The sequence below is a fragment of the Nocardia ignorata NBRC 108230 genome (assembly GCF_001612905.1).
Classification (GTDB): Bacteria; Actinomycetota; Actinomycetes; order Mycobacteriales; family Mycobacteriaceae; genus Nocardia; species Nocardia ignorata.
In genome coordinates this window covers 80,436-98,812 of record NZ_BDBI01000013.1, presented here as the reverse complement: position 1 = coordinate 98,812, position 18,377 = coordinate 80,436, and the positions used below count along the sequence as shown (strand labels likewise).

23 protein-coding genes are annotated in these 18,377 nt (G+C 67.2%); 15 read left to right on the top strand and 8 right to left on the bottom strand.

What is annotated here, in order from left to right; translation table 11 throughout:
* Positions 1 to 253: acyl-ACP desaturase (locus NI2_RS13585; protein WP_167355144.1), on the bottom strand; the 253-nt coding region annotated here is incomplete at its 3' end.
* A gap of 127 nt (positions 254 to 380) precedes the next feature.
* Here NI2_RS13585 and NI2_RS13580 point away from each other — a divergent pair.
* Genes NI2_RS13580 through NI2_RS13570 form a run of 3 tightly spaced genes read left to right on the top strand, consistent with a single transcriptional unit; the run spans position 381 to position 2,949 of the window.
* Positions 381 to 914, top strand: coding sequence for a PH domain-containing protein (locus NI2_RS13580; protein WP_067490654.1), 534 nt, complete (start codon positions 381 to 383; stop codon positions 912 to 914).
* Positions 915 to 945: 31 nt separating this feature from the next.
* Positions 946 to 1,635 (top strand): response regulator transcription factor, encoded by a 690-nt coding sequence (locus NI2_RS13575; protein WP_067490653.1) that lies wholly within the window; start codon positions 946 to 948, stop codon positions 1,633 to 1,635.
* A 6-nt stretch (positions 1,636 to 1,641) separates the two neighbouring features.
* Entirely contained in the window at positions 1,642 to 2,949 is a 1,308-nt protein-coding gene (locus NI2_RS13570) for a sensor histidine kinase (protein ID WP_067490648.1), read from the top strand.
* 2 nt (positions 2,950 to 2,951) lie between these two features.
* On the opposite strand, the gene NI2_RS13565 is transcribed toward NI2_RS13570, so the two are convergent.
* Positions 2,952 to 3,494 (bottom strand): GtrA family protein, encoded by a 543-nt coding sequence (locus NI2_RS13565; protein ID WP_067490646.1) that lies wholly within the window; start codon positions 3,492 to 3,494, stop codon positions 2,952 to 2,954.
* 39 nt (positions 3,495 to 3,533) lie between these two features.
* Between NI2_RS13565 and NI2_RS13560 the strand changes: the two genes are divergently transcribed.
* From NI2_RS13560 to NI2_RS35545, 7 genes are all read left to right on the top strand, one after another.
* Positions 3,534 to 4,757, top strand: a complete 1,224-nt coding sequence (locus NI2_RS13560) for a 5-(carboxyamino)imidazole ribonucleotide synthase (protein ID WP_067490644.1) — start codon at positions 3,534 to 3,536, stop codon at positions 4,755 to 4,757.
* A 45-nt stretch (positions 4,758 to 4,802) separates the two neighbouring features.
* Positions 4,803 to 5,309 (top strand): 5-(carboxyamino)imidazole ribonucleotide mutase, encoded by a 507-nt coding sequence (gene purE / locus NI2_RS13555; RefSeq protein WP_067490641.1) that lies wholly within the window; start codon positions 4,803 to 4,805, stop codon positions 5,307 to 5,309.
* Between the two features lie 107 nt (positions 5,310 to 5,416).
* The gene (locus NI2_RS34755; RefSeq protein ID WP_208115342.1) at positions 5,417 to 5,725 is read left to right on the top strand and encodes a hypothetical protein; all 309 of its coding nucleotides are present in this window, start codon (positions 5,417 to 5,419) and stop codon (positions 5,723 to 5,725) included.
* Between the two features lie 44 nt (positions 5,726 to 5,769).
* Positions 5,770 to 6,285, top strand: coding sequence for a hypothetical protein (locus tag NI2_RS34750; protein ID WP_208115343.1), 516 nt, complete (start codon positions 5,770 to 5,772; stop codon positions 6,283 to 6,285).
* A gap of 64 nt (positions 6,286 to 6,349) precedes the next feature.
* Entirely contained in the window at positions 6,350 to 7,009 is a 660-nt protein-coding gene (locus NI2_RS13545; RefSeq protein WP_067490639.1) for a TetR family transcriptional regulator, read from the top strand.
* A gap of 170 nt (positions 7,010 to 7,179) precedes the next feature.
* A complete protein-coding gene (locus NI2_RS13540) occupies positions 7,180 to 8,337 on the top strand; it encodes an acyl-CoA dehydrogenase (RefSeq protein ID WP_067490637.1) in 1,158 nt (385 codons plus the stop codon).
* Positions 8,338 to 8,523: 186 nt separating this feature from the next.
* Positions 8,524 to 9,192 (top strand): hypothetical protein, encoded by a 669-nt coding sequence (locus NI2_RS35545; RefSeq protein ID WP_133733982.1) that lies wholly within the window; start codon positions 8,524 to 8,526, stop codon positions 9,190 to 9,192.
* Between the two features lie 4 nt (positions 9,193 to 9,196).
* On the opposite strand, the gene NI2_RS13530 is transcribed toward NI2_RS35545, so the two are convergent.
* Complete coding sequence (locus tag NI2_RS13530; RefSeq protein ID WP_067490634.1) at positions 9,197 to 9,481, bottom strand: GNAT family N-acetyltransferase; 285 nt, start codon at positions 9,479 to 9,481, stop codon at positions 9,197 to 9,199.
* A 35-nt stretch (positions 9,482 to 9,516) separates the two neighbouring features.
* Positions 9,517 to 10,890 carry an FAD-binding oxidoreductase gene (locus NI2_RS13525; protein WP_067490631.1) on the bottom strand — a complete coding sequence of 458 codons (1,374 nt, stop codon included), beginning with the start codon at positions 10,888 to 10,890 and terminating at the stop codon, positions 9,517 to 9,519.
* A gap of 300 nt (positions 10,891 to 11,190) precedes the next feature.
* Between NI2_RS13525 and NI2_RS13520 the strand changes: the two genes are divergently transcribed.
* Both NI2_RS13520 and NI2_RS13515 read left to right on the top strand, forming a co-directional pair.
* The gene (locus NI2_RS13520; RefSeq protein WP_067490675.1) at positions 11,191 to 11,484 is read left to right on the top strand and encodes a hypothetical protein; all 294 of its coding nucleotides are present in this window, start codon (positions 11,191 to 11,193) and stop codon (positions 11,482 to 11,484) included.
* A 36-nt stretch (positions 11,485 to 11,520) separates the two neighbouring features.
* A complete protein-coding gene (locus NI2_RS13515; protein ID WP_067490629.1) occupies positions 11,521 to 12,057 on the top strand; it encodes a GtrA family protein in 537 nt (178 codons plus the stop codon).
* Positions 12,058 to 12,062: 5 nt separating this feature from the next.
* Here the strand turns inward: NI2_RS13515 and NI2_RS13510 are convergent, their stop codons facing one another.
* Genes NI2_RS13510 through NI2_RS13500 form a run of 3 tightly spaced genes read right to left on the bottom strand, consistent with a single transcriptional unit; the run spans position 12,063 to position 14,046 of the window.
* Positions 12,063 to 12,710: a Type 1 glutamine amidotransferase-like domain-containing protein gene (locus NI2_RS13510; RefSeq protein ID WP_067490627.1), complete on the bottom strand. Its 648-nt coding sequence runs from the start codon at positions 12,708 to 12,710 to the stop codon at positions 12,063 to 12,065.
* Positions 12,710 to 13,552 (bottom strand): maleylpyruvate isomerase family mycothiol-dependent enzyme, encoded by an 843-nt coding sequence (locus NI2_RS13505; RefSeq protein ID WP_067490622.1) that lies wholly within the window; start codon positions 13,550 to 13,552, stop codon positions 12,710 to 12,712. Before NI2_RS13505 ends, NI2_RS13510 begins: the two co-directional genes overlap by 1 nt.
* Positions 13,549 to 14,046, bottom strand: coding sequence for an HIT family protein (locus NI2_RS13500; RefSeq protein WP_084476405.1), 498 nt, complete (start codon positions 14,044 to 14,046; stop codon positions 13,549 to 13,551). The genes NI2_RS13505 and NI2_RS13500 overlap by 4 nt, the downstream gene beginning before the upstream one ends.
* A gap of 398 nt (positions 14,047 to 14,444) precedes the next feature.
* On the opposite strand from NI2_RS13500, the gene NI2_RS13495 reads away from it, so the two are divergent.
* Genes NI2_RS13495 through NI2_RS13485 form a run of 3 tightly spaced genes read left to right on the top strand, consistent with a single transcriptional unit; the run spans position 14,445 to position 17,301 of the window.
* Positions 14,445 to 15,563, top strand: a complete 1,119-nt coding sequence (locus NI2_RS13495) for a Re/Si-specific NAD(P)(+) transhydrogenase subunit alpha (RefSeq protein ID WP_067490619.1) — start codon at positions 14,445 to 14,447, stop codon at positions 15,561 to 15,563.
* Positions 15,563 to 15,865: an NAD(P) transhydrogenase subunit alpha part 2 gene (locus NI2_RS13490; RefSeq protein WP_056818017.1), complete on the top strand. Its 303-nt coding sequence runs from the start codon at positions 15,563 to 15,565 to the stop codon at positions 15,863 to 15,865. The genes NI2_RS13495 and NI2_RS13490 overlap by 1 nt, the downstream gene beginning before the upstream one ends.
* A gap of 17 nt (positions 15,866 to 15,882) precedes the next feature.
* Positions 15,883 to 17,301: an NAD(P)(+) transhydrogenase (Re/Si-specific) subunit beta gene (locus NI2_RS13485; RefSeq protein ID WP_067490614.1), complete on the top strand. Its 1,419-nt coding sequence runs from the start codon at positions 15,883 to 15,885 to the stop codon at positions 17,299 to 17,301.
* A gap of 68 nt (positions 17,302 to 17,369) precedes the next feature.
* Here NI2_RS13485 and NI2_RS13480 read toward each other — a convergent pair whose 3' ends face one another.
* Positions 17,370 to 18,368, bottom strand: coding sequence for an ABC transporter substrate-binding protein (locus tag NI2_RS13480; RefSeq protein ID WP_067490613.1), 999 nt, complete (start codon positions 18,366 to 18,368; stop codon positions 17,370 to 17,372).
* Positions 18,369 to 18,377 lie beyond the last annotated feature (9 nt).

Sequence of the window (18,377 nt, the reverse complement as noted above, 5' to 3'; positions counted from 1 at the left end):
CCCGGTGATAGGAGGGCAGGTTGTCCTCGGTGAGCAGATTGGTGATCATCGCCGCCTTGGCGACATCGGTGAGCTTGGATTGTTCCGGCTCCCAGTCGATTCCGCCCATCGCGGCGAAATTGCGACCCTCGTCCCACGGCACGTAGTCGTGCGGATGCCAGTCCTTGGCGATGGACAGGTGCCGGTTCAGATTCTGTTCGGCGACGGGTTCGAGAGCCTTCAGGATTTCGAGCTGAGTCAGAGCTTTGGTCACGCGAGCCTCCACTGTCGTTGTCGAGCAAGGAGAAATGGGCAAAACCTGGCTTCTAGCGCGGAATCCACAGTATCGCCTCCGCCGTGGCATCGAGAAATGCACCGTCATCGCGCGGTACTGTGCGCATATGGGTTACCCGGAGGATGTCCTCGCGCCCGACGAGCAGCTGATCCTGCACCGCCACCCGCACTGGAAGATGCTGGTCTGGCCGATCATCACGCTCATCGTCGCCACCGCCCTCGCCGGTTTCCTCGGTGGGCTGGCCTGGCGCAACACCACCGGGCACGTGCGAACCGTGCTGCTGGTGCTCATCGGCCTGATCTGGTTCGGGATCATCGCCTGGCGGGTGATCGCACGGGTGATCGCCTGGAAATCAACGCATTTCATCGTCACCCAGCGGCGGGTGCTCGTGCGTGAGGGCGTGCTCACCCACACCGGTATCGATATCCCGCTCAGCCGTATCTCCAGCGTGCAGTTCAGTCACGGCGTCTTCGACCGGCTGCTCGGCACCGGCACCCTGATCATCGGGTCGTCGTCGGAGGAGCCGCTCGAATACGACGACATCCCCCAGGTGCAGCAGGTGCACTCGCTGCTCTACCACCAGGTTTTCGAGGCGGGCCGCTCGCCCACCGATCAACATTGGGGTGGCGGCTACCGGTGAGCCGCGGGTCCAGACCACTTAACCTGGGCACATGACCGCAGTACTTCTGGCCGAGGACGACGAGGCGATCGCCGCACCCCTGTCGCGCGCACTGGGGCGTGAGGGCTACACCGTCACCGTCGAACGCTTCGGGCCGGCGGTGCTGCGGCGCGCTCTCGAAGGCAACCACGACCTGCTGATCCTCGATCTCGGCCTGCCCGGAATGGACGGGCTGGAGGTGTGCAGGCAGGTACGCGCGGGCGGCGCCGACATCGCCGTGCTGATGCTCACCGCGCGCACCGACGAGGTCGACTTCGTCGTCGGGCTCGACGCGGGCGCCGACGACTACGTCGGCAAACCGTTCCGCCTCGCCGAACTGCTCGCCCGCGTGCGAGCTCTGTTGCGGCGCAGCGGAATCGGTGACGACGCGGTGGAGGTCGGCGGTATCCGGCTGGAACCGGCGGCGCGCCGCGTGCTGGTGAACGGGGCCGAGGTGAACCTGGCCAACAAGGAGTACGAGCTGCTCAAGGTGCTCATCGACCGGGCGGGTCAGGTGGTCGGCCGCGAGACGATCCTGCGCGAGGTGTGGGGCGATGCCGACCTGCGCGGTTCCAAGACCCTCGACATGCACATGTCCTGGCTGCGCCGCAAGATCGGCGACGAGGGCCCGATGGCCGAGCGGCGCATCGTCACCGTGCGCGGTGTCGGCTTTCGCCTCAACACCGACACGCACCGGAGCTGACGGGTCGTGCGTCGTCGCATCCTGCGTTCGATTCTCACCGTCCTCACCATCACCACGGTGGTGCTCGGCGTACCCCTGATCTACACCGCCTGGCTCTGGGTGGAGGACATCACCCGCAACGATCTGCAGAGCAGGCTGGAACGCATCGCGGCCGAGGTGATCGCCCAGGAACAGGTCGACGGCTACGTCCATGACGGGCTGGACGTGCGCGCCATCCGGGCGCTGGTGCCCGAGGGCGGCAGGCTCACCGTCGTCTACCCCACGCCGACCGACAATGCCGCGCGCACCGATATCGGTGCCGAGAAGATCGACGATCCCCTGGTGGAGTCGCTGTCGATGGGGACTTCGGCGTCGTTGCGGCTCGAGGTGCCCGCCGGGCCCATGCATGCCCGCCAGGAGCAGGCCGTCGCCGCGGTGGCGCTGGCCGTGCTCGCTTCGCTCGGTGCGGCGTTCTCGGTGGCCGTGGTGACCGCGCGCCGCGTCGCCGATCCGCTACGCGACGTGGCCGCCCGCGCGGCCCGGCTGGCGATGGGCGATTTCCGGCCCGACCCCCGCAGACACGGCATCGCCGAACTCGACCGTGTGTCCGATGTGCTGGACTCGGCGACCGTCGAGATCGCCGGCCGTCTGCAACGTGAGCACGCGCTGGTCGCCGACGTCTCCCACCAGCTGCGCAGTCGTCTGACGGCCGTGCGGCTGCGCTTGGACGAGCTGTCGACCCACAACGATCCGGAGGTCGTGCACGAGGCAGAGGAGGCGATGGCGCAGGTCGACCGGCTCACCGACGCCATCGACGACCTGGTCCGCGCCTCCCGCTCCGAGGACGCCGCCGATCGCGACCCGGTGCCGGTGATGGCCGAGCTGCGCGGTGTGGTCGCCGAATGGACGCACCCGTTCCACGAGGCGGGCCGCGAACTGAGCCTGATCGGTGACGAATCCCTGCGCGCGCCGATCACCGGTTCGCGGTTGCGTGAGGCTGTCACGGTGCTGGTCGACAACGCGCTCATGCACGGCGGCGGCACCTGCACGGTGTCGGTGCGCACGGTCCCGACGATGAGCGCACGTGACCCGCTGATCTGCGTGGAGGTGGCCGACGAGGGCGAAGGCATTCGCGACGAAATGGCACCGCACATCTTCGACCGGGGTTTCTCGGCGGGTGGGTCGACCGGTGTGGGGTTGGCGCTGGCCCGTGCGCTGGTGGAGGCTGACGGTGGTCGCCTGGAGTTGCAGCGGCGGCGTCCGGCGTTGTTCGCGGTGTTCCTCGGTTCCACGGTCAACCGGTCGCCCAACGCGACCCTGACGGAACCGCGCTGATCTCAGCTCTTGCCGAGCGGTTCTTCCTCGACGAGGTGTTCCAGTTCGGCGACGATCTCGTCCATTTCGTCGGGGAACACCCACCGCCGCATCGCCCAGAACCGGAACGCCATCTGCAGCAGGTTGCCGATGACGAACGCGCTCACGAAGTCGGCGATGTTCTCGGTCAGGAAACTCACATTCGGCTGGCGCAGATCGAACACATAGCTCGAGATCCACAGCGGGATATTGCTCAGCGCCACGCCGATGCCGCTGACGCCGAAGAACAGCAATGCCTCGTGATGTTTCTCGCGGCCGCCGCGATTCTTGAACGACCATTCGCGGTTGAGCACATAGGACGCGATCACCGCGACCACGCCGGAAATGATCTTGGCGGTGACCGGCTTTTCCGACAGAACGGTCCATTTGAGCAGGTAGAACAGGCCGCTGTCGATCACGAACGTCGTCGCGCCGACGATGGCGAACTTGATCAGCTCTTTATGCCGGAGCGCGAGCTCGCGCAGGCGCGGGGGAAGGACGCTGACCACGTCGTCGACGATTGACACGAGTTCCGAGTGTACCGGTAGCAAAGATTCGCATTCGACATGACAACATTGCACGACGTGACTGCACGTTCGTTCGATCCGTCTGCCATGCCCACCGTCACGATGGTCGGTGGGGGCCAGCTCGCGCGCATGACGCACCAGGCCGCGATCGCCCTCGGCCAGCGTCTGCGGGTGCTCGCCGAGAACCCCGGCGATCCCGCCGCCCAGGTGAGTCCCGATGTCGTGCTCGGTAGCCACGACGACCTGTCCGCGCTGCGCACGGCCGCCAAGGGCTCACACGCGCTCACCTTCGACCATGAGCACGTGCCGACCGAGCACCTCGACGTGCTCGTCGCCGAGGGCGTGAATGTGGCGCCGCCGCCGCAGGCGCTGATCTTCGCCCAGGACAAGCTGGCGATGCGGACCAGGTTGTCCTCGCTGGGTCTGCCGGTGCCCGCGTTCGTCGAGGTCACCTCGCCCGCTGATGCGGTCGCCTTCGGTGACGAGCACGGTTGGCCCTTCGTGCTCAAGGCCGTGCGCGGTGGGTACGACGGGCGCGGGGTGTGGATGCCCGCCGATGCCGAGGAGGCGACGGCGCTGGTCACCGACCAGCTCGCGCACGGTGTGCAGCTGCTCGCGGAGGCGAAGGTCGATCTGAAGCGTGAGCTGTCGGCGATGGTCGCTCGTTCGCCGTTCGGGCAGGCGGCCACCTGGCCGGTCGTCGAGACCGTGCAGCGCAACGGTCAGTGCGCGGTCGTCATCGCGCCGGCCCCCGACCTGCCAGAGGACACCGGCGCCCGTGCGGAGACGATGGCGCTCGAGCTGGCGGCCGGGCTCGGCGTGGTCGGTGTGATGGCGGTCGAACTGTTCGAAACGCACGACGGCGAACTGCTGGTCAACGAGCTCGCCATGCGCCCGCACAACTCCGGGCACTGGGGCATGGACGGCGCGCGGACCGGTCAGTTCGAGCAGCACCTGCGCGCCGTGCTCGACTACCCGCTCGGTGACACCACCCCGTTGGCGCCTGTCACGGTTATGGCGAACATTCTCGGCGCTGCCGAGGCGCCGGAGATGTCGATGGACGAGCGGCTGCACCACCTGTTCGCCCGGCTGCCCGAGGCCAAGGTGCACCTCTACGGCAAGGGCGAGCGGCCCGACCGCAAGATCGGGCACATCAACATCCTCGGCGACGACGTGACCGAGGTCCGCGAGCAGGCCGAGCGCGCCGCGCATTGGATGTCGCACGCGGTCTGGACCGACGGTTGGGACCCGCACGGCGAGTGAACCGCTGACAACCCCGCGCACCGCACCTCCGCCGAAAGGAATCAGATGAGCACCACCGGACCCCAGGTCGGCCTGATCATGGGCAGCGACTCCGACTGGCCCACCATGGAAGCCGCCGCCGAGGCCCTCGCCGAGTTCGGTATCCGCTTCGAGGTCGGCGTCGTCTCCGCCCACCGCACCCCTCAGCGCATGCTCGACTATGCCCGCGAAGCAGCAGCCCGCGGCCTGAAAGTCATCATCGCGGGCGCGGGCGGCGCTGCCCACCTCCCCGGCATGGTCGCCTCCGCCACCCCCCTCCCAGTCATCGGCGTCCCCGTCCCCCTGAAATACCTCGACGGCATGGACTCCCTCCTCTCCATCGTCCAAATGCCCGCAGGCGTCCCCGTAGCCACCGTCTCCATCGGCGGCGCCCGCAACGCGGGCCTCCTCGCCGTCCGCATCCTCGCGTCCTCCGACGAATCCCTGCGCACCCGCATGGAACAGTTCCAAGCCGGCCTCGAAAAAATGGTCCTAGCCAAAGACGAAGCCCTGCGCACCAAACTTTTGGGCTGAGAGACCACGCCGGTCGCCTCTCTCGGCGACCGGCCGCCCGAATTGGCGAATTCCGGTGAACCGCCGCGATTTTCGCACAACGATTCACCGTCGCATACCTTCACCGCATGGTGACCTCATCGCACGAAGCGATGCATCGGATCTTCCAGCACGATGCCGCGGCAATTGCCCACGCGTTCGTCGTCTTGAATCTGCCGTTCGCGAAACCGACTGCGGTGGAGCAGGTCTGCGTGGATCTGACCGAAACCGCTCCGGTCGAACGGCGTGCCGACACCGTCCTCGACATCACGACGGTCGACGACCGGTTTCTGATGGTGGTCGAGGCGCAGTCGGCGCCCGATGATTCCGGCCGGACGCTTGGTCGTATTACGTCACGTTCCTGCGCAACAAATACCGGCTGCCGGTCATCCTCGTAGTCGTCTGCCACGATCATTCGACGGCACGATGGGCCGAGGCTCCAATGGCGATCGGGCACACGTCGTGGACCACGATCACCCTGCACCCGCTTGTGCTCGGCCCGCACAACGTCCCCGCCATCACCGATCCCGCCGCGGTGGCCCAGGATCTGCCTCTGGCCGCATTGTCGGCGGTGACTCATGCCCGAGAGAACGACATCGGTGCGATACTGGAAGCGATCGTCACAGCTCTGCGCAGGATGGACGGCAACGAGGCGACCGAGTTCTACGTCGAATTGATCGAGCAGGGTATCTCCCATACCGAAGCCGCTGAGACCTGGAGGAAGTACATGACAGCCGATCTCTCGTTCTTCCGTTCCGAGTCCGCGCAGAAGCTCAGGGAGCAGGGCCGCGCTGAGGGGCGCATGCAGGATCTGCTGATGATTTTGCAACACAGGGGGGTCGCGGTCTCCGATGTGGCAGCGGATCGGATTCGAGCCTGCGATGACGAAGCGCAGCTGACCACGTGGCTGCGGCGATCGCTGGACGTATCTTCGGTCGACCAACTGTTCGGTGAGTGAGACGCCCGCGAGCGAGTGGGCGTCGGGTGAGGCGCTCGGGCGATGGTGACTACGGTTGACGTCCGTGGCACAGGATGATGCGGCGCAGTTTCGGCTGACGGTGGTTGATCAGGCGTTGCGGTTGTTTGCCGAGCGGGGGTATGAGGCGACGACGGTCGACGAGATCGCGGTGGCGGCGGGGATTTCCCGGCGGACGTTCTTTCGGCAGTTCCGGTCGAAAGAGGACGTGATCTTCGCGGATCACGAGTTCCAGCTGGCTTCGGCGCAGGAATTCCTGGGTGAGGTGCGGGGGGATCCGTGGGATGCGGTGTGCGAGGCCGTGATCGGGGTGTTCGAGCGGTTCACGCAGTGGCGCGATATCGCGGCGCGGCGGTATCAGGTGGTGCGGCGGGTGCCCGCGTTGCGGGAGCGCGAGATCGTCACCGTGTTCCGGTACGAGCGGTTGTTCACGGAGTTCCTGCGCGAACGGCTGCCGGAGACGCCGGATCTGGCGCGCATCCAGTTCACGGCCGCGGTGACCGCCACCCACAACTACCTGTTGCGGCGGATGGTGCGTGGCGAGCCGGGGGCGGCGGTGAGCGATCTGCGGACCGAACTCGCGCTGATTCCCCGTGGCAGGCGCGACGCGGCGGAAGGGGAGGAGCTGGTGGTCGCGGTGTTTCCGCGCGACATGCCGCCGCGTGAGCTGGCCGACCGGCTCACCGCACGCCTCGGTAACCTGTGAGCCATCAGGCTCGCGACACCACACATCAGTGACACTCGGTGCCACGCCCATATCCCCATGTAGCGATAGAGTGTCCCGGGTATAATCTCTGTGGATTGGCACTGCGTGCCGAACGTAAGCCCGCTGTGCGAGGCGCAGCGAACACCACCAGAACCAGGAGTGTGCCTTCGATGGCTGGAAACCCCGATTTCGACCTGTTCAAGCTCGAGGACTTCCACGACGAGCTGCGGCAGGCCATCCGCGGCCTGGCCGAGAAGGAGATCGCGCCCTACGCCAAGGACGTCGACGGCAACGCCCGGTTCCCCGAGGAGGCGCTCACCGCCCTCAACGCTGCCGGCTTCAACGCCGTGCACGTGCCGGAGGCCTACGGCGGCCAGGGCGCCGACTCGGTCGCCACCTGCATCGTGATCGAGGAAGTCGCCCGCGTCTGCGGTTCCTCCTCGCTGATCCCCGCCGTCAACAAGCTCGGCACCATGGGCCTGATCCTCAACGGCTCCGAGGAACTGAAGCAGAAGGTCCTCGGCGACCTGGTCGAGGGCAAGATGGCCTCGTACTGTCTGTCCGAGCGTGAGGCCGGCTCCGACGCCGCCTCCATGCGCACCCGCGCCAAGGCCGACGGTGACGACTGGATCATCAACGGCTCCAAGTGCTGGATCACCAACGGCGGCAAGTCCGAGTGGTACACCGTGATGGCCGTGACCGACGCCGAGAAGGGCGCCAACGGCATCTCCGCGTTCATGGTGCACAAGGACGACGAGGGCTTCGTCGTCGGCCCGCTCGAGCACAAGCTCGGCATCAAGGGTTCGCCGACCGCCGAGCTGTACTTCGAGAACTGCCGCATCCCCGGCGACCGCATCATCGGCGAGCCCGGCACCGGCTTCAAGACCGCGCTGCAGACCCTCGACCACACCCGTCCGACCATCGGCGCGCAGGCCGTCGGCCTGGCTCAGGGCGCGCTCGACGCCACGATCGCCTACACCAAGGACCGCAAGCAGTTCGGCAAGTCCATCGCCGACTTCCAGAACACCCAGTTCATGATCGCCGACATGGCGATGAAGATCGAGGCCGCCCGCCTCATGGTCTACACCTCCGCGGCCCGCGCCGAGCGTGGCGAGAAGAACCTCGGCTTCATCTCCGCCGCCGCCAAGTGCTTCGCCTCGGACGTGGCCATGGAAGTCACCACCAACGCCGTCCAGCTCTTCGGCGGCGCCGGCTACACCACCGACTTCCCGGTCGAGCGCATGATGCGCGACGCCAAGATCACGCAGATCTACGAAGGCACCAACCAGATCCAGCGCCTCGTCATGAGCCGCCAGCTCCTGCGCTGATCCCGACATCGAACGCCCCCGGCAGGATTACTGCCGGGGGTTGCGTGTTTCAGGGCCCCGAAGGAAGTACGCGTCTTTGGTAGTCGGCACAGCTCGTGGCGGGTAGCCCTCCGTCGTGAGCGCGGTTCACTAGCGTGATCGCCCGAGTGGCCGGGAATGCGGCCGGGTGAGTCTCGAGGTGATGTGGTGCGACGTGACCGGATGGTTCGGTGGGTCGCGGTGTTGGGGGTGGGGGTGGCGTTGGCCGGGTGTGCGGCTGAGGAGGCGCCGGGGATCGTGGCGCTGAAATCGTTGCCTCGGCTGGCCGAGTATCCGGCCGGGTATTCGCTGGTGGGCAAGCCGGCGAGTATCACCGCCGCCGAGGCGGGCACGGCGTTGCCGCTCACCTTCACCGATGAGGCGTGCCGTCCGCTGATCGAGAATCCGATCGGTGCGGGGGCGCGGGAGTCGGTGGCTTCGAATACGAGCCCGGCGGTGTTCCTTGTCCAGATCGTCGAATCCGACTCGGATGTGGCGGGTCTGACCGGCCTGGTGCAGCGGTGCGCGAACGTCGAGGCGCGCACCGGGGACCGCACCTTGAAGATGGCCGTGTCGACGGTGGAGGCGCCGAAAACGGTGGCCACGGAAGCCGTTGTCGTCCGGACGAACGGGAATCAGGAGACGCGCGTCCAGGGTGGGCCGCCGGTGCAGACCCCGGTCGCCCAGCAGCGCGTGGTCGCCAAGGTCGGGAAGTATGTGGTGTCGGCGCTGGTGATGCTGTCCTCGATGCCGGAGCACAGTCAGACCGCCGAGCTCGAGGTGCTGCGGCGGGTCTACGAGATCGCCGTCGACCAACTGGCCCGCGAGACCGCGTGAGCGCTCAGGGGACCAGTTCGGCGTATTCGGGGTGCTCGGCGATGTACTTCTCGACGTACCAGCACGTGGGCACGACCTGGTAGCCGTTGGTCCGGGAGTCGTCGAGGCCGTATTTGACCACGTCGGCGGCGACCCCGCGGCCCCGGAACTCGGGGAAGGTCATGGTGTGGTGGAAGTCGCGGACCTTGGTGTCCTCGCGTTCGGCGTAGTCGGCGTATCCCGCGAGGACATCGTCGAGGTAGATCTCGTAGCGGGTATCGGCGACGTTGTGCTCGAGCCTGGTGGTCATACCGGATGCTAACCCGTCGCGGTCGGCGGATGTTCCTACAGGACCGCGCCGGGGTTGAGGATGCCCGCCGGGTCGAGCGCGTCCTTGATGCGGCGGGTCAGGGCCATCACCTCGGGGCCGACCTGGTTGGGCAGCCACGCCTTCTTGAGCCTGCCCACGCCGTGCTCGCCGGTGATGGTGCCGCCGAGAGTGATCGCCAGGTCCATGATCTCGCCGAAGGCGCGGTGGGCGCGGGCGGTGTTGTCGGGGTCGGTGGGGTCGTGCACGATCAGCGGGTGGGTGTTGCCGTCGCCCGCGTGGGCGATGACGGAGACCAGCACGTCGTTGCGTTCCCCGATCGCGGCCACGCCGGTGATGAGCTCACCGAGCCGGGGCAACGGCACACCGACATCCTCGAGCAGCAGCGACCCGATCCGTTCCACCGCCGGAATCGCGAACCGCCGCGCGGCGGTGAAGGCTTCGCCTTCCTCGGGATCGGCGGTGTGGAAAACCTCTGTCGCCCCGGCCTTTTCGCAGAGCTCCAGCATCGTCTGCGCTTCGTGCGTCGCGTACTCGCCCGGTGCGTCCGACCGGGCGACGAGCAATGCGGCGGCGGTGCGATCCAACCCCATCCGCATCTCGTCCTCGACGGCGTTGATCGCGACGGTGTCCATGAACTCGAGCATCGCGGGCCGCAGCGCCGAGGTGATCGCGAGGATCGCGTCGGTGGCGGCGGTGAGTGTGGCGAAACCGGCGACCACGGTGGCCTGCGGCGGTTGGGCGGGCAGCAGGCGCAAGGTGAGTTCCGTGATGACCCCGAGAGTGCCCTCACTGCCGACGAACAGCTTTGTCAGCGACAACCCCGCCGAGTCCTTCAGTCGAGGCCCACCGAGCCGAACCACGGTTCCGTCGGCGAGCACCACCTCCATACCGAGCACGTAATCGGTGGTCACACCGTATTTCACGCAGCACAGCCCACCCGCGTTGGTTGCCGCGTTCCCGCCGATCGAGCACATCTCGAACGACGACGGGTCCGGCGGATACCACAACCCTTCCGCCGCGACGGCCCGCTTCACCTCCGCATTGAGCAGACCCGGCTGCACCACCGCTGTGCGCGTCACGGGATCGACGCTGATCTCGCGCATCAATTCGGTGGACAGCACGATCCCGCCGTCGACCGCCGTCGCGCCACCCGAGAGCCCCGACCCCGCCCCGCGCGGCACCACCGGCACCCCGCGCGCCTGTGCCCAGCGCAGCGTGGCCGCCACATCGGCGGTACTGCGCGCCCGCACGACCGCGACCGGCGTTCCCGCCTCGGGATCACGAGCCCAATCCTGCCGATACCCCTCCATCACATCGGCATCGACTACAACAGCCCCCTCGGAAACCTCCGAAACCAGCGAATCCAGATCCACCCGGCGATCGTCCATTCCCAACGCTAACCCGACCAGGCCCTCTCGAGTATGCGATCACCACGCTCTGGTGGCGGCATCGTCGGAGAGCCGAACCGTGGTGATCAACCGTCCAGATGTGATGTGCGTCCGAACAGGGCCGCGCGGGCATGATTGTGATTCGGCGCGGCTGGTTGGTGTATACGGCGTCCGAGTGGTCACAATGCAGGGGAGGGTGTGATTTGTCGGGGCGCCCGGCGTGTTTTCTTGTTCCGTTGCCTGCGCATCGCGTACGCGATGTCGTTGTGCCGCACCGTTTTTCACAGGGAGGATCGGATGATGAGGGAACCTCGGGACCGGGCCGAGCTGGTCGGCGCGCTGCTGGGCGCCGATATCGAGGCCGACGCGATGCGTCGCGTGTACGCGGGCGACCACGACGACTGGATGACGGCGCTCGAGTCGACGGGTCTTTTCGATCTGCGCGCGCTCGCCGAGATCGCGAGCTCGTGGGCCGCCGACCCGCGCGTACTGCGTGACGCGCTGCTGGCCGAGGCCGACGAATTCACCCGCCGCCGTTGCCTCGCCGAGTGGGCGGCGCTCGAGCGCGGACCGGTCGTGGCCGTCGGCCGCTAGCGCTCGGGGCGTTTGCCCGTTGCTCACCTCGATGTCATGTGCCGCTGGCAGGCTGGCCGGGTGCAGCAGCAGGCGAGTGTCACCGATTCGGCCGCCGACCGGTTCACCCGCTGGTGCGAGGGCGTTGTCGCCCGGTTGCCGTGGGGACTCGACCGGTACGTGCCCGCCACTTTCCTCGGCTTCGCCCTCATCAACAGCTTCACCTTCGGCGTCGATCTGCTGTTGCTCACCCTGCTGCACGACGGATTCGATATGCCGGTGTGGTTGTCCATCACCTGCGCCTATATCGTCGCGTTCGGCCTGAGTTTCCTGCTGAATCGCACCTTCAACTTCCACTCGCACGCCCCGATGGGCAAGCAGGCAGCGGTGTATGTGGTTGTGGTCGTGGTGAACTACCTGGCGTTCATCCTCGGCGTCGGCTCGGGTCTCACCGCGCTCGGCGTGCAATACCACGTGGCGCGGTTGCTGGCCGGTGGATGCGAGGCCGTGTACATGTACTGCGCGATGCGCTGGATCGTATTCCGCAAACGGACACCGGCACCCGACCTGGCCGCGGCCGACACCGCACGCTGAGACCCTCAGCGTGACCCGCGCAGCACCTCGGTGTGCTCGCCGTCGACCACGACGACATCGTCATCGGTGAGCGCCCAGTGCGGGACGCCTTCTTCCTGGTAGCGCGCAAGCATTTTCGCCGATTCTCCGTCCGGATCGGTGGCCGAGTCCAGGTGCACGACCAGCTGCCGATCCACCAGCCCGAGCCCGTCCCATCGCGGAGCCGCCCCGGTGGTGGGCAACACCTCGCCCGGGTCGTCCATCGTCTCCAGCCCGTGCAGATCGGGCGTGAGCAGGCAGGCGCCCGCGCTGTATCCCGCATAGGTCAACGTGTCCTCGCGCAGCAGCGTGGTAAGCACCGAATCTGCTCCGCTGCGGGCGAATTGGGCACGCAGCACGAACGTGTTGCCGCCACGCACCCACACCATCGAGTACCCGCGCAGCCGACGCTCCAGCTGCGCGGGCTGCCCGACGTACTCGCGCAGGTCCAGCACTTCGGGAGAATAACCCTGCCTGCGTAGGGGTTCCATGTCGCTGGCGACCGCCGACGCCCATGCGGCGGGCCAGGCATCACACGCGTTCGGAATCACCGCGACCTTGCCCTTGCCGCCCGCCAGCGTGGCGAGCCGCTCGGCGAAACCGCCGAATCGGTAGGAGGCCAGGAACAACCGCATCAGATGGTGAAGGCCAGATTCTGGACGAGCCGATCGCCGAGGGCGGCATCGCCTTCGACGACCACCTTCCCCGGGTGCGTCGCCGCCGACTGCCTGCCACCACGCAGACGCGCGAAAAGCCCCGAGTCCAAACGGATCACGGTTGTCGGCTCGCCGTCGGCTTCGTCGAGCACCGAACCGCGCCCGCCCTCCACCGCGAGGTGCACCTGCCGGGTGACCGGGCCGGTGAGATCGAGTGTGATCCGTGAACCATCCGGTGCCTTGGCGCCTTTCACCACCGCGCGCCCGAGCCCGAGCGTGAGTTCGGTGAACGCCGCCTCCGCGCGCGCACCGCCCTCGTCGACACTGCGCCCGATCCCGTCGGCGAGGTCGAGCTCGTGCATCCAGCAGTCGAACAGGCGCACCCGCATGAACCGGCCGTAGGCCACCTGCCCGACCGGCGACACCGTCGGCGCCTCCCACTCCTCGTCGGTCATGGCGGCGAGGGCGGCCCGGCGCAGCTCGGTGACCTCGTCGAACAGCGCGAGCAGGCGTTTGCCCGACAGCGGCCGCAACCGGTCGACCCAGATCTCGTTGAGCACGGCGACCTCGTTGCGCACATGCGGCAGCGTGCGCACATCGGTCTTGGGGCGCAACGGATCATGGGCGGGCGGGGTGCGCCCGAGCAACCACGATTCGGTACCGATCACATGCGCGACCACATCGAACAGCGTCCAGCCGGGCAGGGGAGACGGCCGGCGCCAGGCCTTCTCGTCGAGGTCGGCGACCAAAGTGGCGATGGTCTCCCACTGCTGGGCCAGCAGATCGGTGAGCAGTTCGCGCGGCGGTGTCGGTTCGGTCATCCCTGTACTCCTTCTGCTTCGCTCGACGGGCCCGGCCGATCAGGTTGCCGCCCCGGCGTATCCGCCTCGGCGTCGAGCGCGTCGATGCCCGCGCGGATCGCCGCCGCCGTCGAGGTGGGTTCGTGCGGCCGTCGCAGCAGGAACCCCCTGGCGAAACCGAGTTTGTCACCGTGCTTGCGCGGCACCACGTGCAGGTGCACATGGCCGACGGTCTGGAAGGCCGCGGTGCCGTCGTTGATCGCGAGATTGGCGCCGTCGCTGGCCAGCCCGCTCCGGCGCAGGGCGCGGGCAAGGTGATGGCCCACGCGGAAGACCCGCGCGCCGAGATCGGGATCGAGGTCGTCGAGTTCGGTGGCGTGGGTCTTGGGAACCACAAGGGTGTGGCCTCGCATGATGGGCCGGATGTCGAGGAACGCGCAGACGGCGTCGTCCTCGTAGACCTTGGTCGCCGGCGCGGCACCGGCCACGATCCGACAGAAGACGCAGTCGTTCACACCGTGAACCCTACGGTGTGGCCCTCGGGACGCAACAGTCCTTGCATGACACACGTCACGTCCCGCTCGGTGGTCGGCCGTCCTACCCGCACTCTCACGTCCAGGTAAGTATCGGACCTGCTTGTGCGTTCTTGTCCTCGCCTACCTGCGGCTACGAATGTGTAGTCAGGCGCCACCCGGCGCCCGGCGGGCCGAGGAAGTGGCTGTCGCTGCGGAAACAGGTCCGCTCTGTCCGTTTTGTGGTCAAGAGTCCAGTTCTCCGCTGTGACGGGCATCTCCGCTAGGCTCACCGCGAGCCGAGTACAGTTGCGAGGATTTCAGTTGAACTTACTGACCGGTAACGTCGGCTGAACCGTTGTTCCCAGGCTCGAAGCCAGCACGAAAAGGAAGTCTGACTAGTGGAGACAACGCAAAACGTTGGCGAGGATTCGCCGCGCGGCGCGCGTGTCGGAGTCGTTCGCGAGTCCGGCGTGGGTGAGCGGCGAGTCGCCCTGGTACCCAAGATCATCCCCACCCTGTCCAAGCAGGGTGTCGAGGTGATCGTGGAAGCCGGTGCGGGCCTCGGCGCGCTCATTCCCGACGCGGCCTATGTAGAGGCCGGTGCGACGATCGGCGATCCGTGGTCGGCCGATGTCGTGGTGAAGGTGGCGCCGCCCAGCGATGCCGAGGTGGCCAAGCTGTCCTCCGGGCAGACGCTGATCGGCTTCCTCGCGCCCCGCAACGCGGAGAACCAGATCGGTGCGCTGAAGGCGGCCGGTGTGCAGGCCTTCGCGGTGGAGGCGATTCCGCGTATCTCGCGTGCGCAGGTGATGGACGCGCTGTCCTCGCAGGCCAATGTCGCCGGGTACAAGGCTGTGCTGCTCGCCGCGTCGGAGTCGACCCGGTTCTTCCCGATGCTCACCACCGCGGCGGGCACCGTGAAGCCGGCGACGGTTCTCGTGCTCGGTGTCGGCGTGGCAGGCCTGCAGGCGCTGGCGACCGCCAAGCGTCTCGGTGGTCGCACCACCGGGTACGACGTGCGTCCCGAGGTCGCCGACCAGGTGCGTTCGGTCGGTGCGCAGTGGCTCGACCTGGGTATCGATGCCGCCGGTGAGGGCGGGTACGCCCGCGAGCTCACCGAGGAGGAGAAGGCCAAGCAGCAGCAGGCGCTGGAAGACGCCATCAAGGGTTTCGACGTGGTCATCACGACCGCGCTCGTGCCGGGTCGCCCGGCGCCGCGCCTGGTGACGGCCGCCGCGGTGGAGGGCATGAAGCCCGGCAGCGTGATCGTCGACCTGGCCGGGGAGACCGGTGGCAACTGTGAGCTCACCGAGCCCGGCGAGATCGTCGTCAAGCACGAGGTGACCATCGCCTCGCCGCTGAACCTGCCCGCCACCATGCCCGAGCACGCTTCGGAGCTGTACTCCAAGAACATCGCCGCGCTGCTGGAACTGATGCTGGTCGACGGCAAGCTCGCGCCCGATTTCAGCGATCAGGTGCTGGCCGATTCCTGCGTCACTCGTGAGGTGGAAGCCTGATGTACACCGAACTTCTCGCCAATATCGCCATTCTCGTGCTGTCCGGCTTCGTCGGCTTCGCGGTGATCTCCAAGGTCCCCAACACCCTGCACACCCCGCTGATGTCGGGCACCAACGCCATTCACGGCATCGTCGTGCTCGGTGCGCTGGTGACGCTGGGCAATGTGAAGGATCCCTCGCTGCTGGTTCAGGTGATCCTGTTCGTCGCCGTGGTGTTCGGAACGCTGAACGTCATCGGTGGCTTCGTGGTCACCGACCGCATGCTCGGCATGTTCAAGGGTAAGAAGAAGGCGGCCGAGTGATGCACGCAGTCGACAATATGACCTACCTGGTCAACGGCCTCTACATCGTGGCCTTCTCCATGTTCATCTACGGCCTGATGGGGCTCACCGGCCCCAAGACCGCCGTGCGCGGCAACCAGATCGCCGCCGTCGGTATGGCGATCGCCGTGATCGCCACGCTGATCTCGATCCGGCACACCGAGATGCTGAACTGGATCCTGATCGCCGGCGGCCTGATCGTCGGTGTGGCACTGGGTGTTCCGCCCGCCGTGCGCACCAAGATGACCGAGATGCCGCAGCTGGTCGCGGCGTTCAACGGTGTCGGTGGTGGCACCGTCGCGCTCATCGCGTGGGCCGAATTCATCGACAGCTCGGGCTTTTCCGCGCTGCACGACGAGCCGACCATCCACATCATCATCGGTTCGCTGTTCGCCGCGGTGATCGGCTCGATCTCCTTCTGGGGCTCGATCATCGCCTTCGCGAAACTGCAGGAGATCCTGTCCGGCAAGCCGATCGGCATCGGCAAGCTGCAGCAGCCGCTGAACCTGCTGCTGCTGCTCGGCTCCATCGTGTGTGCCGTGGTGATCGGTCTCGGCGCCAACGACGGTGGCGTGTCGCAGCTCTGGATGATCGCGCTGCTTGTACTGGCCGGTGTGCTCGGCCTGATGGTCGTGCTGCCCATCGGTGGCGCCGATATGCCGGTCGTCATCTCGCTGCTCAACGCCCTGACCGGTCTGTCGGCCGCGGCCGCCGGCCTGGCGCTGAACAACACCGCGATGATCGTGGCGGGCATGATCGTCGGCGCGTCCGGCACCATCCTCACCAACCTGATGGCCAAGGCCATGAACCGGTCGATCCCCGCGATCGTCGCCGGTGGGTTCGGTGGTGGCGGCGCGGTCGCTTCCGGTGCCGGTGGTGAGGCCAAGACGGCAAAGGCCACCTCGGCCGCCGATGCCGCGATCCAGATGGCCTACGCCAACCAGGTCATCGTGGTCCCCGGCTACGGTATGGCCGTGGCCCAGGCCCAGCACGCGGTCAAGGAGATGGCGTCGCTGCTGGAAGGCAAGGGTGTCGAGGTCAAGTACGCGATCCACCCCGTCGCCGGTCGTATGCCCGGGCACATGAACGTGCTGCTGGCCGAGGCCGAGGTCTCCTACGACGCGATGAAGGAAATGGACGACATCAACGGTGAGTTCAACCGCACCGATGTGGTCCTGGTGATCGGCGCCAACGACGTCACCAACCCCGCCGCCCGCGAGGACCCGTCCAGCCCTATCTACGGCATGCCGGTCCTCAACGTCGACCAGGCCAAGAGCGTCATCGTGCTCAAGCGCTCGATGAACTCCGGCTTCGCCGGCATCGACAACCCGCTGTTCTACGCCGACCACACCTCCATGCTGTTCGGCGACGCCAAGAAGTCCGTCGGTGCGGTCACCGAGGAACTGAAGGCGCTGTAAGACAAGCGACATCGAACAAGAGAGGCCCCGCCGGTATTTCACCGGCGGGGCCTCTCGCTGTCGCGTGGCTACTCGAAGGTGTCGGCCAGGAGGTCGAGGGTGGCCATGGACTGGCGGTAGTCCGGGCGCTTGCTGGCTGCGGGGAGTTCGTAGACCTGGTTCTTCTGGAATGCGGGGAGCATGGCCAGGGCCGGGTCCTGCTTCAGGGCGGGGATGTTGCGGCCGCCGTCGAGGAGGATCACGAACAGGACCGGGGCGTCGGCGACGGTGCTCAGGAGTTCGGGGCTGAAGGTGACCCAGTCGCCTGCCTGGGTGCGGGGCGGGTTGCCCGCCTTGGTCTCGATCTTGTCGTCGATGGTGAAGCCGACGTCGGCGAGGAGGTTGGACAGCGGGGTGCCGGGGGCGAGCAGGATGGGCTTGCCGTCGGCCTGGGACTGCATCACCGAGGTCGCGCCCTGGGGGATCTTCAGCTCGGCCTTCACCTCCGCGACCCGGTCCTTGTAGGCGGTGATCATGGGCTCGACCTTGTCGGGGCGGTTCACGAAATCGGCCACCGTCTTCAGCTGGTCCTGCCAGTTGGCGAGGTCTGAGGGGACGAGGGCGGTCGGTGCGACGGCGCTGAGCTTGTCGTAGTTCTTGATGGTCTGCAGGCCCGGGAAACCGGGCCCGCCGCCGATGATGAGGTCCGGTCGCTGGGCGGCGATGAACTCCAGGTTGAGGTCGTCACCGGAGGGAACCGCCTCGGTGCCTTGTTCTTTCGCGTCGGCGGCCCAGGACGGGGGGAACTCGCCGGGTGCGAGGGTGACGCCGAGGATGCGCGGATCCGCGGCCTTCACGTTCGCGTCCAGATCGTAGAGGAATCCGGCGAGGGCGCCGTTGAGCACCACGATGCGCTGCGGGTCGGCGGGCACGGTGATCTGGCCCTTGGCGGTTTCCACTTGGCGGGTGCCGGTGTCGGTCGACCCTTCGGAGGTGGAGGTGCCGCAGCCCACTGCCGTCGCGGTGACCGCGACGATCAGGAGTGCGACGGCGGCGCGCATGCGGGCCGTCATTCGGTGCGCTGACATAGGAGTTGT

Excerpts from the sequence above, each read along its gene's own strand:
- NI2_RS13480 (WP_067490613.1), bottom strand. The coding sequence starts at position 18,368 with ATGTCAGCGCACCGAATGACGGCCCGCATGCGCGCCGCCGTCGCACTC.
- NI2_RS34750 (WP_208115343.1), top strand. The coding sequence starts at position 5,770 with ATGGCGATCGGGCACACGTCGTGGACCACGATCACCCTGCACCCGCTT.
- NI2_RS13505 (WP_067490622.1), bottom strand. The coding sequence starts at position 13,552 with ATGACCGAACCGACACCGCCGCGCGAACTGCTCACCGATCTGCTGGCC.
- NI2_RS13510 (WP_067490627.1), bottom strand. The coding sequence starts at position 12,710 with ATGCGGTTGTTCCTGGCCTCCTACCGATTCGGCGGTTTCGCCGAGCGG.
- NI2_RS34755 (WP_208115342.1), top strand. The coding sequence starts at position 5,417 with ATGGTGACCTCATCGCACGAAGCGATGCATCGGATCTTCCAGCACGAT.
- NI2_RS13515 (WP_067490629.1), top strand. The coding sequence starts at position 11,521 with ATGTGCCGCTGGCAGGCTGGCCGGGTGCAGCAGCAGGCGAGTGTCACC.
- NI2_RS13485 (WP_067490614.1), top strand. The coding sequence starts at position 15,883 with ATGACCTACCTGGTCAACGGCCTCTACATCGTGGCCTTCTCCATGTTC.
- purE (WP_067490641.1), top strand. The coding sequence starts at position 4,803 with ATGAGCACCACCGGACCCCAGGTCGGCCTGATCATGGGCAGCGACTCC.
- NI2_RS13580 (WP_067490654.1), top strand. The coding sequence starts at position 381 with ATGGGTTACCCGGAGGATGTCCTCGCGCCCGACGAGCAGCTGATCCTG.
- NI2_RS13540 (WP_067490637.1), top strand. The coding sequence starts at position 7,180 with ATGGCTGGAAACCCCGATTTCGACCTGTTCAAGCTCGAGGACTTCCAC.
- NI2_RS13490 (WP_056818017.1), top strand. The coding sequence starts at position 15,563 with ATGTACACCGAACTTCTCGCCAATATCGCCATTCTCGTGCTGTCCGGC.
- NI2_RS13575 (WP_067490653.1), top strand. The coding sequence starts at position 946 with ATGACCGCAGTACTTCTGGCCGAGGACGACGAGGCGATCGCCGCACCC.
- NI2_RS13520 (WP_067490675.1), top strand. The coding sequence starts at position 11,191 with ATGAGGGAACCTCGGGACCGGGCCGAGCTGGTCGGCGCGCTGCTGGGC.
- NI2_RS13560 (WP_067490644.1), top strand. The coding sequence starts at position 3,534 with ATGACAACATTGCACGACGTGACTGCACGTTCGTTCGATCCGTCTGCC.
- NI2_RS13530 (WP_067490634.1), bottom strand. The coding sequence starts at position 9,481 with ATGACCACCAGGCTCGAGCACAACGTCGCCGATACCCGCTACGAGATC.
- NI2_RS13525 (WP_067490631.1), bottom strand. The coding sequence starts at position 10,890 with ATGGACGATCGCCGGGTGGATCTGGATTCGCTGGTTTCGGAGGTTTCC.